Consider the following 13,982-nt stretch of genomic DNA (forward strand, 5'->3'; position numbering starts at 1 on the left):
GGATACGGCTCATTCCGCCGCCGCGGCGGGGGGCAGGGCAGCGAGCGCGTCCTTGGCCTCATCCAGCCCCGCCTCGGCGGCGAAGGTGAAGCATCGCCGCGCCGCTTCGAGATCGGGCGCGGTGGCGATGCCGTCGCGCAGATACAGGCCGAGCATCAAGGCGGCGCGGGGATGCTGGCGCTGCGCCGCCTTGCGGTACCAGGCCAGGGATTTGGCGCGATCGGTCTCGATCTGATGGCCGCCGCCATAGAGCGCGCCGAGCGAGAACATCGCCTCCGCGCTCTCCTGTTCGCTGGCGCGCTCGAACAGCACCCGCGCCGCCTCATCGTCGCGCGGGCCGCCGAGGCCTTGCAGATGCAGCATGGCGAGATCCAACAGCGCCGGCAGCAGATTGAGATCGGCGGCCTTTTGCAGCCAGAGCCGCGCCTCTTCCAGATTCTGCTCCACCCCGCGCCCCTCGGCGAGGATGCGGCCATAGCGATACTGGGCGTTGACGACATTGTCCGCCGCCTTGCGGAACCAGTGCGCGGCCGCCGTGTCATCGCGCGCCACGCCCACACCTTCGGCGAGGCAGACCGCGAAATTATAGGCGCCGATGGGATCGCCGGATTCGGCGGCCTTGGCGAACCAGTCCTGCACCGGCGGAATTTCCGCGACGCGCGGATTGACCTGACGCTTGACCACCATGGCGGCGAGATCCGTCTGGGCGCGCTGATCGCCCTGCTCGGCGGCCAGGCGCAGCCATTTCGCCGCCTCGTCCGGATTGCGCGGCACGGCGCCGATGCCGGTGAGGTTGAGCAGCCCGAGCGTGCGCGCCGCCCCCCGATGCCCGCCCTCGGCGGCGACCCGGAACCAGTTGGCGGCCTCGGCGTAATTCGGCGGAAACCCGTCATCGCCCTTGGCGTAGATCTCGCCGACGCGCATCGCGGCCTCGGCATCGCCGGCCAGGGCGGCGCGGCGCAGCCAGGTTTCACCCTCGACCTTGTTCTGCGCGATCACCTGGCCCTGATACAGCATGATGCCATAGCGGTGCTGGGCATCGCGTATGCCCTTCTCGGCCGCCAGCTTATAATGTCTGGCGGCCTGTTCGAGATCCGCATGCACGCCGATGGCGCGTTCATGGATCAGCCCGAGATAGAAATGCCCGGTGGCCAGGTCCGCCTCGGCCGCCTTGCGGATATGCGCGACAGCGGCGAAGGTTTTCTCGTCGTCATCGGCTTCCAGCAACAGGATGGTGCCGAGCCCGAGATGGCCGTGCGGCAGGCCGGCGGCGGCGGCACGGCCGTACCAATGCTTGGCCTGCTCGATATTCTGCACCTCCGCCGGTCCGCGGGAATAGAGATAGCCAAGCTGGGTCTGCGCATTGGCTTCCCCGGCCTCGGCGGCCAGGGTCAGCCATTTCAACGCGGCCTGAAGGTCCGGCGCGGTCTGCTCGGGCGTCTCGGCGCCTTGATCCTGGGGGGCGAACAGGGCCTGGCTATGATCGTCCCGGTACAGCCCGTGAGCGTAGAGATTGCCCAGCTCCGCCTGCGCCTTGGCATCCCCCGCCTGGGCGGCCAGCAGCAGCCAGCGCGCCGCATCCTTGGCGCTGCGAAAGCCGGTGGCCGCACCGTTCAGGTAATAAAAGCCAAGCGCGCGCGCCGCCTCCGGCAACCCGGCCTCGGCGGCGGTGGCGAAGAGCGGAAAGGCGCGCTCATGCTCGCCTTGGGCCGCCAGTTCGCGGGCACGGGCCAGGGCCTTTTGCGGATTGCGCGCCGCCAGCTTGTCGGCAAGGGAGAATTTCACCGCCATGGCTCAGGGCTCGTGCAAGCTCTGATAGGCGACAGGCGCCATCTGCGAGAGGAAATAGGAGAGGATGGAATGTTTGCCGACGACGATATCCGCCTCCAGCGGCATCCCCGGCACCAGCCGGAAGCCGGGCGGCACATTATGCAGATTCATCACATCCAAGGAGATCTGCGCCTTGTAATACAGCGTATGCGGCGCGGTGGGCAGCGGCGCGCCCATGGTCACGGCATTTTCCTGGTTCTGCGGGTTGATGCTCTCCGGGCTGACCGACTGCACGGTGCCCACGGCGCTACCATAACGGGTGGAATCCAACGTGTTGAACTTGATGGTGACCTTGTCGCCTACCCGCACGAAGCCGGATTCATCGGCGGGAATATCGGCCTCGACGATGAAGGGGGCGTTGATCGGCGCCAGCTGCATCAGCTGCTGGCCGGCCTGCAGCACCGAGCCGACGGAGACCGGGGCCACGCTCTGCACGATCGCATCCTGCGGCGCCTGCAGCACCAGCAGCGCATGGTTGAGCTTCGCCTTCGCCAGCTCCTGCTGGGACTGGGCGAGATTATTCAGCGCGGTGGCGAGATCGGTCGAGATTTTCGCGCGGAACTCCTGGGCGAAGCTGTCGCGCTGGGCCTGCACGGCGGCGAGCTGGCGCTCATCCGCCTGGGCCTGGGACTGGGCCTGGGAGAGCTGCGCCTGGACATTCACCCGTTCATCGGTCGCGGCCTCTGAATCGAGCTGGCTGCCCACCTGCATCTGCTGCAGCTTCTTGCGCATCTCCTCGACATTGGTGGCGATTTTCAGCCTTTGGGCATAGTAGTCCGCCTGCTGCTGGTAGCCGGTGATCTGGGTTTTCAGCTGGTTGATCTGCTGGTCGTAATTCTCCAGCGTGTAATGATACTGGCCCATCTGCTGGTTATAGGTCTGCAGCATCAGCGCCGAGGCCGGGTTGTTGGGATCCGGCACATAGGGCTTGTCCTCTTCCTGCGCCTTCAGCTGCGCCACCTGGGCGGCGTAGTTCTGCTCCTGCTGGGTGAGGGCGTCGTAGTCCGCTGTCGCGTAGGTCGGGTCCAGCGAGGCCAGAACCTGGCCCTTATAGACGAGGTCGCCCGGGCGGACATTGATGTCGCGCACGATCGAGGCGGCGCTGAAGGCCTGCACGCTGATGTCCGGTATCGTGGCGTTCAGGATGCCGGTGGCGGTCACCAGCCGGTCCACCTTGAACACGGCGGCGATGATCAGCACGATCGCCACCAGAGCGGTGATCGTATAGCCGGTCGAACGCGCCAGCGGCGGCAGCGGCGTGGCGATGACGGCGGCGGTGGGGGACTGGAATTCCAGCGCCGCCATCGGCAGCGTGTCTTCCGCGCCGGTCGTCGCCAGGGCGCGCCGGGGGGATTTAGACAATAGCTGGCTGAGACGATTCATCGTCGAACCCTTCAGGCGCAAGGTGGCGGTTCTGCTGGAACCAGAGATGGCGATAGATGGCGCAACGCTCGACCAGCTCCTTATGCGGGCCGATATCGATGGTCTTGCCCTGGTCGAGCACCATGATCAGGTCGCAATCCAGCAGCGAGGAGAGGCGGTGGGAGACGATGACCATGGTCCGCCCGGCGGCGATGCGCTGGATATTGGCATTCACCAGCGCCTCGCTTTCCGGATCGAGCGCGGAGGTGGCCTCGTCCAGGATCAGCACCCGCGGGTCGGAGATCAGCGCGCGGGCGATGGCCAGGCGCTGCTTCTGCCCGCCGGAGAGGTTGGGCGAGCCTTCCTGGATGAAGGTGTCATAGCCATTGGGCAGGCGCTCGATGAACTCCTCGGCACCGGCCAGACGCGCGGCGCGCACCGCATCCTCAAAGGACAGCCCCGGCCGGCCGGCGATGATATTCTCCCGCACCGTGCCGCGGAACAGGAAGTTATCCTGCAGCACCATGCCGAAATTCTTGCGGATATGGCGCAGATTGATCTCGCGCATATCGGTGCCGTCGATGCGGATGGAGCCGACATAGTCGCGGTTGATGCCCTGCAGCAGCCGGGTGATGGTGGATTTGCCCGAGCCCGAACGCCCGACCAGCCCCAGCATGGTGCCGGCGGGGATCTTGAAATTCATCTTGTCCAGCGCCGGGGTCTTGGCTCCTTCATAGCGGAAGGTGACGTCCCGGAACTCGATCGCGCCCTCGAAACGCGGACGCAGCCCCGTGGTCAGCGCCTGGCGCTCATTCGGCCGGTTCAGCACATGGCCGACCTGATCGATGGAGGCGCGGGCCTGATGCACCTCGTCCAGCAGGCCGGCGAGGCTGACCAGCGGGCCGGCGACGCGCCCGCCCAGCAGCATGAAGCCGAACAGGCTGGAGCTGTCGATCGAGTTCTGGGTGTGCAGCACGATGAAGGCGCCGACCAGGATGACGCCATAGCTGCAATAACGCTGCAGCGGCATGGTCAGCACCGCCGGCCAGTTGGCCATGCGCGCCTGCTCGACATTCAGCGCCGCCACCTCGGCGACGCTGGCATCCCATTGCGTGGCGCGGGTATTCTCCAGCGCCAGCGCCTTGACGGTGCGGATGCCGAACACGGTTTCGATCAGGATCGAGCCCTTGGCCGATTCCGCCGCGATCACCTTGCCGATCAGGATGCCGATCGGGCGCAGGAACACGGCGATGATCGCCGCGATCAGGGCGGCGGCGATCAGGATGGTCCAGGCCAGCGGCGCGCTCATATAGAACAGGATCGGCAGCAGCAGGATCAGCATGAACACGTCGATGAAGGCGTTCATCAGCTTGCCGGTGAGAAAGTCCCGCACCCGGTTGACCTGGCTGATCTTGTAGGAAATCTGCCCAGCCTGCTCGCGTTCGAAAAATTCGATCGGCAGCGCCACCAGCCGGTCGAAGATCATCAGGTTGAGCTTCGCGTCCAGCTTGGCCGCGAGCACCACCTCCATCATCTTCCGGCTCCAGGTCATGATCGCCTCGAAGAGCACCGCGACCAGCATCAGGATGATGACGAGATTGAGCGTCTGCGTGCTGTGGAACTGGATGACCACGCCGATGATGCGCATCACCACCAGGATCGGCACCAGGCTGAGCACGGTCAGCGTCACCGAGGTGATGGCGATATCGCGCAGGATCTTCGCATCGCCCCAGACGATCCGCGCGATCATGCCGAGATTGAAGGGCTGTTCCTCGAGCGCGCCGTGGCGGCTGGCGCGGATCAGCAAGGTGGCGCCGCTCCAGACCTGCTTCAGCCGCAGCTCATCCACCAGCACCGGGGCGGCGGAGGCCGGCTGGCGCGGGTCGCGCAGCACCAGCACGCCGCGTCCCCGGTCGCGCCCCACCAGCAGGGCGGCGCCGCCATCGTCCAGCAGCAGGATGATGGGGGAGGGCGATTCCATATTCATGATCTGGCGGAAATTCATCTGCACGCCGCGCGCCCACAGCCCGGCTTCCTTCAGCCAGACCACCAGCTCCGGCGGCGGCGGCGCCGCCTCGCTGCCGCGCAGGCGCAACCCGTCCAGATCCATTTCGACGCCATGGAAGCGCGCGACATTCAGCACCGCCGCCATACGTGCCTCGCCGGCCTGATTCAGCTGCAGCTTGGCATCGCTGAGGGCCGCCATGTCGGGGTTGGCGGGACCTCTCGGCTCGTCGGCGCCCAATCCGGGGTTGCGCGGCGTGTCATTCATCTGGTCTCAACCCTCACTCATGCGGCAGCATCCGGCGCCGCTAGGCGTCGTGACGCCCCCGCTTTATGCCCGGAAAACGGCGCGGAACACAACGGTACGGCAGCGCGCCGCCGAAAGATAACCAATTCATAAAATACACAAAAATATAAAATTTTATAAACTTCGTGCAATGATTGCCGGTTTTCGGTCCGCCCGGGATTTGCCATCGCCGGGCGGGTTGCATTACCCAGAAGCGCAAATGACAGGCAGGCCCATGAAAATCAGACCCGCGACCACCGACGATCTGGCGCAGATGCAGGCGATCTACGCCTATCATGTGCTGCACGGCACCGGCTCTTTTGAAGATGTGCCGCCCTCTCTGGAGGAGCTGAGCCAGCGATTCGAGGCCAATCAGGCCGCCGGCTATGCCTGGCTGGTGGCCGAGGACGGGCCGAAAATTCTGGGTTATGGCTATTACGGCCCGTTCCGCACCCGCCCGGCCTATAAGCATACGGTCGAGGACAGCGTGTATGTGCGCGAGGATGTGCGCGGCCAGGGGGTCGGCAAGGCGCTGGTTCTCGGGCTGGTCGAAGCGGCACAGGCGGCTGGCTATAAGCAGATGGTCTCGCTGATCGGGGATTCGGAGAACACCGCTTCCATCGGCGTGCATGCCAGCCTTGGCTTCCAGCATGCCGGCACCATGCGCAAGGTCGGCTTCAAGCTGGAGCGCTGGCTGGACGTGGTGATCATGCAGAAGGCGCTCTGAGGCGCCCGGCTTACATCCGCTCGAAAGAGCGGAATTTTTCCCAATCGGTGATGGCGGCGTTGAAGGCGTCCAGCTCCACCTTCGCCATGTTGGCGTAATGCGAGACCACTTCGGCACCGAAAGCGGCGTGGGCGAAGGCGCTGGAGGCGAAATGCAGCGCCGCATCGCCCAGGCTGGCCGGCACACGCGGCAACTCTGCCTGATAGGCATTGCCGGTGAAGGGCGCCACCGGCGCGTAATCCCCCTCGATCCCGGCCAGCCCGGCGGCGATCATCCCGGCCAGCGCCAGGTACGGATTCACATCCCCGCCCGGCAGCCGGTTTTCCACCCGCAGGCTTGGCCCATGCCCCACCACCCGGAAGGCGCAGGTGCGGTTATCCATCCCCCAGGCCAGGGCCGTCGGCGCGAAGCTGCTGGCGACATAGCGCTTATAGGAATTGATGTTGGGGGCGTAGAATAAGGTCGTCTCCTCGGCATGGCGCAGCAGACCGGCGATGAATTGCCGGAACAGCCGCGACGGGCCGTGCTGCTCCGCATCCAGAAACACCGGCTCGCCCGCCGCGTTGCGCAGCGAGAGATGGGCGTGGCAGCTATTGCCCTCGCGCTCGTTATATTTGGCCATGAAGGTCAAAGCCTGCCCGGCCTGCGCCGCGATCTCCTTGGCCGCCTCCTTGTAGATCACGTGATTGTCGCAGCATGCCAGCGCCGGGCCGTAGCGGAAATTGATCTCGTGCTGGCCGAGATTGCACTCACCCTTCGAGGTCTCGACCTGGATCCCCGCCGCCTCCATGGCGTTGCGGATGCGCCGCAGCAGCGGCTCCACCCGGGCGGTGCCGAGGATGGAATAATCGTTATTATACTGGTTGGCCGGGGTGAGGCCGCGATAGCCCTTGTCCCAGGCGGCCTCATAGCTGTCCTTGAACAGGATGAATTCCAGCTCGGTGGCGGCATAGGCGAACAGCTCATGGCCGCGCAGCCGCTCCAGCTGGCGCTTCAGGATGGTGCGCGGCGCCACCGCGGCCGGCTGATGGCCGGGCAGCTCGATATCGCACAGCAGGATCGCCGCCCCCTCCTGCCAGGGGGCCAGGCGCAGAGTCGAAAGGTCCGGCCGGAAGATGAAATCCCCGAAGCCTTTCTCCCAATTATTGATCGCATAGCCCTCGATCGGCTGGCATTCGATGTCGGTGGCCAGCAGATAGGCGCAGCCTTCCGCCTCGCCTTGCGCCACCATTTCCAGGAAATGGCGCGGCATCACGCGCTTGCCTTGCAGACGGCCCTGCATGTCCGGGATGGCCATGATCACCACATCCAGCGCGCCGCGCTCAGCCAGTGCCCGCAGCTCTGGCAGGGTCAGTTGTGTATCGGCCATGTCCCGCACCTCGTCTTGTTGCTTGGCCTTTGATTATACGCGCCTGTTGGCGGCTTCATAGGCTGGGTGACGAAGGGCAGGGCCATGAAAAAGGCCCCTTGCGGGGCCTTTCTTCAACGCTCTCGATCAATTCTCCTCGAAGCTGGCATCCGCCGGCGCCAGGGATTTGATCAGATCGAAAATCCGCTTGCGCATCGAGGCATCGGGAATGCGGTAATAGGCCCGCACCAGCTCCAGCGTTTCGCGCTTGGTCAGCTGATCGTCGATGCCGACGCTGAACGGCTCCTGCTGCTCGGCGAAGCCATAGGTGCGGCCGCGCGGGCCGGAAACCGGGCTCTCGGACATGCCTTCGGGCATATCATCGAAGAAATAGGAGATGGGAACATCCAGGATCCGCGAAATATCGAACAGGCGGGAGGCGCCAACGCGATTCATGCCGCGTTCATATTTCTGCACCTGCTGGAAGGTCAGCCCCAGCGCATCGCCCAGACGTTCCTGGGACATGCCCAACAAAGTCCGGCGCAGACGAATCCGCGAGCCGACATGCACGTCGATGGGACTGGGACGGCTTTCACGTTCCGGACGCTCAGCGTTCTCTTCAGCCATAAATGTCTTACTCTCCAGCATCCGACGCGATTACGCCGAATTAAGATTTGACCGTTCCGGTCGACGCGCGACTGCGCCACGTTAACGGCACATAGAATAACAAAAAGGCTAGGATATACTAGCCTAAGTTAAGTTAACAGGCGTTAACCGCAAAATCAATACAAAACTTATCAAATTGAATTATTAAATAGACACAACATTTATAGCCCTATCATTTTTGCAACTTTCTGGTGTAACCGGCGGCGAGGCCGGAGATGAGCAGGGCAATTGATAGCGTCAAGGGGATTTCAAGCCCCCAGCGCGCATAGAGAGTCGCGGGTTGGGCGGCCGGCAGCGGCGCGACGAGCACGCCCTGCGCATCCAGCGGCAATAAGGCGGTCACCCGTCCGAACGGGTCGATGACCGCCGAAATCCCGGAATTCGCAGCGCGCACCAGCGGCAATCCTTCCTCCACGGCGCGCAGCCGGACATCGGCGAAATGCTGACGCGGCCCGGCCGAATCGCCGAACCAGGCATCGTCGGTGATGTTGACGATCCAGGCGGGGCGCTGCGCTTTGTCGATAATCTGGCCGCTGAAGATCGCCTCATAGCAGATAATCGGCGCGAAAGCCGGCAGGCCGGGGATGTTGGCGATGGTTTCCGGCCCGCTGCCGGGGGTGAAGCCGCCTTCGAGCAGGCTGGGGATGATCTTCAGCGGAATCCAATGCGGCATATATTCGCCGAACGGCACCAGCTTCCATTTATCATACACGGCAAGCGGTGGTTGTGGTCCGTCCGTGACGATCAGGGAATTGCGGTAATCCTTCGGCCCGGCGATTCGCAGGCTGCCGGCGATGATCGGCGTGGTGCCGGTGACGGCGGCGAGCTGGGCGCGGGCATTATCGTCGCTTTGCAGCAGCCAGGGGCTGGCGGCTTCGGGCCAGATCACCGTGGTCGCCCCGGCCTTGATCCCGGCCTGGCTCATCGCCAGCAGGCGCTGCCAGTTGGCGAGCAGGGCGGGGCGGGAGAAATCCGGCGGCTCCGGGAAATCCGGCTGCAGCAGGGCGACTTTCGTGTCGGTCTGGCCCTCGGGTGTCGCCAGCCGCACCCAGCCATAGCCGGCCCAGACGATCAGCGCCGCCACCAGCGCCGCCAGCCCCTTGCGCCCGAACAGCGGCATCGTGGCCAGAAAGACGGTGAGCAGCGTCAGCCCGTACACCCCGAACAGGCTGGCCGGTTGCAGGAAGATATTGCCGAGCGTGCCGGGAATCGCCCAATCCGTGCCCCAGAAATTCCAGGGAAAGCCGGTGAAGAGGAATTGCTGGGCGAGGTTGGAAAGCCCCCATACCCCGGTGAACACCAGCACCCGTCCCAGCCCGGGCCGCACCAGACGCGCCGCCAGCACCGGCGGGATGGTGTAGAACGCCACCGCAAAGGCCAGAGCCGGGGCGGCGAAGGGCACCAGCCACCAGAAATCCTGCGCCTCGGTGAGGATGGGCTCGGTGATCCAGTACAGCCCGGCCAGCGCCAGGCCGAAGCCATAACACCAGCCGGTCAGCGCCGCGCGCTTCACGTTCGGCGCCTGCTCTACCAGCCGCAGCAAGGAAGGCACGGAAAACAGCAGAACGGGGAGCAGATGCACCGGCGGCAGCGCCAGGGCGGCGGCGAGCCCCCATAAAAAAGCCCGCGCGAGCGGGGCTTTTTGCAGGCGCCGTTGCGCGGCGCGGAAAAGCGCGACCGGCCGCTTATCCGCGGGGGAGATGGTAAAATTCTGCGACATTGTTGAAATCCACCGCGGTTTTATGTTTGGCGCTGGGCTTGGTCTCATCCTGCGGGCGCACCAACTGGCATGTCGCCAGTCCGGCCGCCGCCGCCGCGTCCAGCTCGGCCTCGACATCCGAGAGAAACAACGCCTCCTCCGGCGCCCCGCCGATCGCCCGGGCGATCGCCCGGTAGCTGTCCGACTCGCGCTTCGGCCCGATTGTCGTGTCGAAATATGACTGGAACAGAGGCGTCAGATCCCCCTCCGGCGTATGGCGGAACAGCAGCTTCTGGGCGGGCACCGAGCCGGAGGAATAGACGTAAAGCCGCAAGCCGGCGCGCATCCAGCGGCGCAGGGCAGGGGGCACGTCCTCGTAAATCTCGCCGGTCAGCTCGCCCTTGGCGTAACCCTGGGCCCAGATCTCGCCCTGAATGTTTTTCAGCGCGGTGATCTTCTCATCCCGGTCCATCCAGCCCAGCAGCGTCTCCAGCTTCGGCGCCGCTACCTCGGCCAGCGCCGGGTGGTCCGGGTGGGCGGCCAGAAAATCCGCCATTCGTGCCCGCGCATAAGGAAACAGCACCCGATGCACGAAGCTGATCGGCGTCGTGGTGCCCTCGATATCCGTGATGACCGAGAGAATCACGCGACCGGAAACCGCTTGGAAATCTCATCCCCGGTGAATTGCGCCACCCAGCCGGACGGGTCGGTGAACACCCGCAGCGCGGTGAAGCTGGGCGCCGGCCCGGCATCGAACCAATGCTTGATCCCGGTGGGCACGAAGATCAGATCGCCTTTTTCGCAGAGCGCGTCATAGACGCGGCCATTGGCGTGCAGCACGAAATGCCCGGAGCCTTCGACGAAAAACCGGATCTCCGGCTCGCTATGGGTATGCTCGGAGAGGAATTTCTCCCGCAGCGCGCCCGCCTGCGGATGTTCCGGCGAAAGCTTGATCACATCCGCCGAACCCGCCCCGGTCTCGCCCATCAACGTGTCCAGATAAGGCCGGTACGCCTCCAGAATTTCCTCCGAGCTGGCCTCGGGCGCCAGATGCACCGGGCTTTCCCAGCGCTCGAACCCGACCTCGATGGTCTTCAGCTCGGCGGCAACCGCCGCCGGGTCGGTGCTGTCGAACACCGGCAGGCCGGGATTGGTGTCTTCATAAACGGTCAGACGGCTCATTTCAGCTTCCTCCGCTCCAGCTCACAGGCCAGCAGGAATTCCAGCGCCTCCAGGCGCCAATAGGCATGCTCGACATCCTTGCCCCAGGCATAGATGCCATGCCCGGCCAATACATAGCCGATCGGCGTTTCCGCGATCAGATCCGGCTCGATCAAGGCCGCCAGCCGGCCGATATCCTGGTCGTTCTCATAAACCGGCAGGGTGATTTCCAGCTCATGGGTGGGAAAGCCGAAGGCCTTCAGCAGCTCATAATTGGCAAAGCTGATCGGCCCCTCCTTGGAGAGCACGGTGGCGGCCACGGAATGGCCGTGCAGCACCGCGCCCACGGGCGGAAACAGCCGGTAGAGCTGGCAATGCAGCAGCGTCTCCGCGCTCGGCTTCTGGTTGGAGACCAGCGGCTTGCCGTCATAATCCACCGCGATGATGTCCTCATCGGGCTTCAGCCGGCCTTTATGGACACCGCTGCGGGTGATGGCGATGCTCTGCCCATCCAGCCGCGAGGAGAGATTGCCGGCGGAGCCTGGAACCCAGCCGCGCGCATCCATCCGGCGCCCGATCTCCGCCAGCGCCGACGCCGCATCAGATGGGACCATCTCAGCCCTGGTGGGTCGTCGTGGTCTTGACCTGCTGCTCCGGCAGCGGGGCGTTCAGCTCGCTCATCCGCGCGTCAGCCGCGGGCGCGGGCTTTTCGGCGGGTTTGTCGTCCTCGGCCATGCTTTGCTTGAAGCTCTTGATGCCCTTGCCGAGGTCGCCCATCATCGAACTCACCCGGCCGCGGCCGCCCAGCAGAAGCAGGGCAACGACGAGAACAATCAGCCAATGCCAGATGCTTAAACCACCCATAACCTACACTCCAAAACCGCTATCGATTGTTAGTTTACCGAATTCCCCGTCCCCTGCCAAATGCCCCATTATTGGCTAATGTAACAGCGGGGCGGCGAGCAGCAGGCCGGTATTATAGGCGATGTGCAGCGCGATGCCGGGGCGGATGGAGCCCAGCCGCAGCCTCAAGACGCAATTGATCAGCGCCAGCAGCGTCACATCCACAAAGCCCGGCGGGTAATGCAGCTTTTCCGGCGCGTGCAGGGCGGCGAAGAGCAGGCTGGAAAGCAAGGTCGCCCAAACCGGGCCGAACCGGCTGGCCAGCCCCGCGAAGAGGATGCCACGAAACAAGATTTCCTCGACAATCGGCGCCAGCACGCAGATGGCCAGCAGCAAGGCCGGCATCGCCCAGAGCGGGCCGGAGAGCATCCGCGCCGAGGGCAGGGATTGCAGCTTCGCCGGATCCGGGGGCAAGAGATGGAAAATCCCCAGCACCAGCAGAATCACAGCCAGCGCCAGGATCATCGCCAGCGCATAATCCTGGCCGCGCGCCGGGCGCCAGGCCAGCCCGGCGGGGCTGCCATCCTGGGCCAGTGCCGGGCCCAGGCGGCGCAGCGCGCCCACCAGCCAGAGGGCGACGGCCAGCTCGCCGCAAATGACAATCTCCATCAAACTCAGCGGCTTGCGGAAATCCGGCAGATGCACCCGCCCGGTATGCAGGCTTTGCAGCAACCCGGCATCCAGCGGCGGCAGCACCGGCAGCAAGGTCGCCAGCCCCATCACCAGCCCGGCCAGGATCAGCAGCCAAATCGCCCGCAGCGGCCCGAGCCGGACCTGTCGCTTGGCCCGGGTGCCGGGCAGCCCGCCAAAGCACAGCGCCAGCACGCCCAGCGCCAGCCCTTCCGCCGCGCCCAGCCCCAGGAAATAAAGCCGCATTTTTATCGGATAATGCCCGGCCTGGGCGGCGAGATACCCGGCCGTGAAACATAAAACCGCGCCAATGGTCGCGAACAGCGCCGCCCACCCCAGAGCCGCCAGCGCCCGCCTCATGACGCGAAGCCGCGCAGCAGCGTTTCCGGATGCAGGCCCTGCGCCCGCAGCGCCCGCAGCGTCTGCGCCTTGTCGCGCTTAGCCAGCCTTTGCCCGTCCGGCCCCAGCAGCAGGCGATGGTGATGATAGACCGGCGTGTCATAGCCCAGCAGCTTTTGCAGCAGCACCTGGATATGCGTCGCCGCGCGCAGATCCTCGCCACGGATCACATGCGTCACAGCTTGCAGCGCATCGTCATGCACGACGCAGAGATGATAGCTGGTCGGCGTGTCCTTGCGGGCCAGCACCACATCGCCGAGCCTGTGGGGCTGCGCCTCCACCCAGCCGGTCTCTTCCTCGAAGAACCGCAACGCCCCGGCCTCAGCGCAGGCGCGCGCCGTATCCAGCCGCAGCGCGTAGGGCGCGCCGCTCTCAATCCGCGCGCTGCGCTCGGCGGCGCTCAAATGCTTGCAGGTGCCTGGATAGATGCCCTCCGGGGCATGCGGGGCGGATTGCGCCTTGGCGATTTCCGCGCGGCTGCAGAAACAGGGGTAAAGCAGCCCGCGCCCCGCCAGCTTGTCCAAAGCCGCGCGATAATCCGCGAAATGCGCGGATTGGAGTCGCACCTCGCCCTCCCAGCGCAACCCCAGCCAGGCCAGATCCTCCTTGATCGCATCGGCGAATTCCGGCTTGCAGCGGGTGGTGTCGATATCTTCCAGCCGCAGAAACCATTGCGCCGCGCGCCTGCGCCCGAGCCAGGCCGAATAAGCGTGACCCAGATGCAGATAGCCGGTGGGGCTGGGGGCGAAGCGGGAGATGATGCTCATATTGCCCTCTGATATAGCGCGCCGCGCTGGCTTCACGAACCGGCCTTGCAGATGACAAATGGGCGACAATCAAGCCCGATGCTTGCCGCCTATCGCGCTGCCTGTCATAAAGTCCATATGACTCGAACGGCCTACCATATGTGGCAGCGTTTCGTATCTGCCCCCCAAGATTTCGGCCTCAGCCCGGATAGGCGAGACTG

Annotated in this window: 13 protein-coding genes; 1 reads left to right on the top strand and 12 read right to left on the bottom strand. The window is 64.9% G+C overall.

The genetic code is table 11. The annotated features are described in order from the left end of the window. Positions 1-9 precede the first annotated feature (9 nt). Genes ACZ46S_RS02740 through ACZ46S_RS02750 form a run of 3 tightly spaced genes read right to left on the bottom strand, consistent with a single transcriptional unit; the run spans position 10 to position 5,344 of the window. Complete coding sequence (locus ACZ46S_RS02740) at positions 10-1,791, bottom strand: tetratricopeptide repeat protein (RefSeq protein WP_464063274.1); 1,782 nt, start codon at positions 1,789-1,791, stop codon at positions 10-12. 3 nt (positions 1,792-1,794) lie between these two features. Further along, positions 1,795-3,213 carry an HlyD family type I secretion periplasmic adaptor subunit gene (locus ACZ46S_RS02745; protein ID WP_295741348.1) on the bottom strand — a complete coding sequence of 473 codons (1,419 nt, stop codon included), beginning with the start codon at positions 3,211-3,213 and terminating at the stop codon, positions 1,795-1,797. Continuing rightward, positions 3,185-5,344, bottom strand: coding sequence for a peptidase domain-containing ABC transporter (locus tag ACZ46S_RS02750; RefSeq protein ID WP_464064316.1), 2,160 nt, complete (start codon positions 5,342-5,344; stop codon positions 3,185-3,187). The genes ACZ46S_RS02745 and ACZ46S_RS02750 overlap by 29 nt, the downstream gene beginning before the upstream one ends. 373 nt (positions 5,345-5,717) lie before the next feature. On the opposite strand from ACZ46S_RS02750, the gene ACZ46S_RS02755 reads away from it, so the two are divergent. Beyond that, the gene (locus tag ACZ46S_RS02755; protein WP_008492914.1) at positions 5,718-6,209 is read left to right on the top strand and encodes a GNAT family N-acetyltransferase; all 492 of its coding nucleotides are present in this window, start codon (positions 5,718-5,720) and stop codon (positions 6,207-6,209) included. 10 nt (positions 6,210-6,219) lie between these two features. Here ACZ46S_RS02755 and ACZ46S_RS02760 read toward each other — a convergent pair whose 3' ends face one another. The 9 genes from ACZ46S_RS02760 to gluQRS all read right to left on the bottom strand — a co-directional run bounded on the left by ACZ46S_RS02760 (position 6,220) and on the right by gluQRS (position 13,782). Continuing rightward, positions 6,220-7,578 carry a glutamine synthetase family protein gene (locus tag ACZ46S_RS02760; RefSeq protein WP_464063275.1) on the bottom strand — a complete coding sequence of 453 codons (1,359 nt, stop codon included), beginning with the start codon at positions 7,576-7,578 and terminating at the stop codon, positions 6,220-6,222. Between the two features lie 126 nt (positions 7,579-7,704). After that, a complete protein-coding gene (locus tag ACZ46S_RS02765; RefSeq protein ID WP_295741355.1) occupies positions 7,705-8,184 on the bottom strand; it encodes a helix-turn-helix domain-containing protein in 480 nt (159 codons plus the stop codon). Between the two features lie 211 nt (positions 8,185-8,395). Further along, positions 8,396-9,943 carry an apolipoprotein N-acyltransferase gene (gene lnt / locus ACZ46S_RS02770; protein ID WP_464063276.1) on the bottom strand — a complete coding sequence of 516 codons (1,548 nt, stop codon included), beginning with the start codon at positions 9,941-9,943 and terminating at the stop codon, positions 8,396-8,398. After that, positions 9,909-10,568: an acireductone synthase gene (gene mtnC, locus ACZ46S_RS02775; protein WP_295741361.1), complete on the bottom strand. Its 660-nt coding sequence runs from the start codon at positions 10,566-10,568 to the stop codon at positions 9,909-9,911. The genes lnt and mtnC overlap by 35 nt, the downstream gene beginning before the upstream one ends. Next, positions 10,565-11,104, bottom strand: a complete 540-nt coding sequence (locus tag ACZ46S_RS02780; protein ID WP_295741366.1) for a 1,2-dihydroxy-3-keto-5-methylthiopentene dioxygenase — start codon at positions 11,102-11,104, stop codon at positions 10,565-10,567. Before ACZ46S_RS02780 ends, mtnC begins: the two co-directional genes overlap by 4 nt. Further along, positions 11,101-11,697, bottom strand: coding sequence for a methylthioribulose 1-phosphate dehydratase (locus ACZ46S_RS02785; protein WP_464063277.1), 597 nt, complete (start codon positions 11,695-11,697; stop codon positions 11,101-11,103). The genes ACZ46S_RS02780 and ACZ46S_RS02785 overlap by 4 nt, the downstream gene beginning before the upstream one ends. A 1-nt stretch (position 11,698) precedes the next feature. Continuing rightward, a complete protein-coding gene (locus ACZ46S_RS02790; RefSeq protein WP_295741373.1) occupies positions 11,699-11,947 on the bottom strand; it encodes a twin-arginine translocase TatA/TatE family subunit in 249 nt (82 codons plus the stop codon). Positions 11,948-12,022: 75 nt separating this feature from the next. Further along, on the bottom strand, positions 12,023-12,976 hold the full coding sequence (locus ACZ46S_RS02795; protein WP_464063278.1) for a lysostaphin resistance A-like protein: 954 nt from the start codon (positions 12,974-12,976) through the stop codon (positions 12,023-12,025). Further along, positions 12,973-13,782 (bottom strand): tRNA glutamyl-Q(34) synthetase GluQRS, encoded by an 810-nt coding sequence (gluQRS, locus tag ACZ46S_RS02800; protein WP_464063279.1) that lies wholly within the window; start codon positions 13,780-13,782, stop codon positions 12,973-12,975. Before gluQRS ends, ACZ46S_RS02795 begins: the two co-directional genes overlap by 4 nt. Positions 13,783-13,982: the final 200 nt, after the last annotated feature.

It is taken from the genome of Acidocella aluminiidurans (assembly GCF_055383125.1).

Excerpts from the sequence above, each read along its gene's own strand:
- ACZ46S_RS02740 (WP_464063274.1), bottom strand. The coding sequence starts at position 1,791 with ATGGCGGTGAAATTCTCCCTTGCCGACAAGCTGGCGGCGCGCAATCCG.
- ACZ46S_RS02760 (WP_464063275.1), bottom strand. The coding sequence starts at position 7,578 with ATGGCCGATACACAACTGACCCTGCCAGAGCTGCGGGCACTGGCTGAG.
- lnt (WP_464063276.1), bottom strand. The coding sequence starts at position 9,943 with ATGTCGCAGAATTTTACCATCTCCCCCGCGGATAAGCGGCCGGTCGCG.
- ACZ46S_RS02790 (WP_295741373.1), bottom strand. The coding sequence starts at position 11,947 with ATGGGTGGTTTAAGCATCTGGCATTGGCTGATTGTTCTCGTCGTTGCC.
- ACZ46S_RS02785 (WP_464063277.1), bottom strand. The coding sequence starts at position 11,697 with ATGGTCCCATCTGATGCGGCGTCGGCGCTGGCGGAGATCGGGCGCCGG.
- gluQRS (WP_464063279.1), bottom strand. The coding sequence starts at position 13,782 with ATGAGCATCATCTCCCGCTTCGCCCCCAGCCCCACCGGCTATCTGCAT.
- ACZ46S_RS02750 (WP_464064316.1), bottom strand. The coding sequence starts at position 5,344 with ATGGCGGCGGTGCTGAATGTCGCGCGCTTCCATGGCGTCGAAATGGAT.
- ACZ46S_RS02745 (WP_295741348.1), bottom strand. The coding sequence starts at position 3,213 with ATGAATCGTCTCAGCCAGCTATTGTCTAAATCCCCCCGGCGCGCCCTG.
- ACZ46S_RS02795 (WP_464063278.1), bottom strand. The coding sequence starts at position 12,976 with ATGAGGCGGGCGCTGGCGGCTCTGGGGTGGGCGGCGCTGTTCGCGACC.
- ACZ46S_RS02780 (WP_295741366.1), bottom strand. The coding sequence starts at position 11,104 with ATGAGCCGTCTGACCGTTTATGAAGACACCAATCCCGGCCTGCCGGTG.
- ACZ46S_RS02755 (WP_008492914.1), top strand. The coding sequence starts at position 5,718 with ATGAAAATCAGACCCGCGACCACCGACGATCTGGCGCAGATGCAGGCG.
- ACZ46S_RS02765 (WP_295741355.1), bottom strand. The coding sequence starts at position 8,184 with ATGGCTGAAGAGAACGCTGAGCGTCCGGAACGTGAAAGCCGTCCCAGT.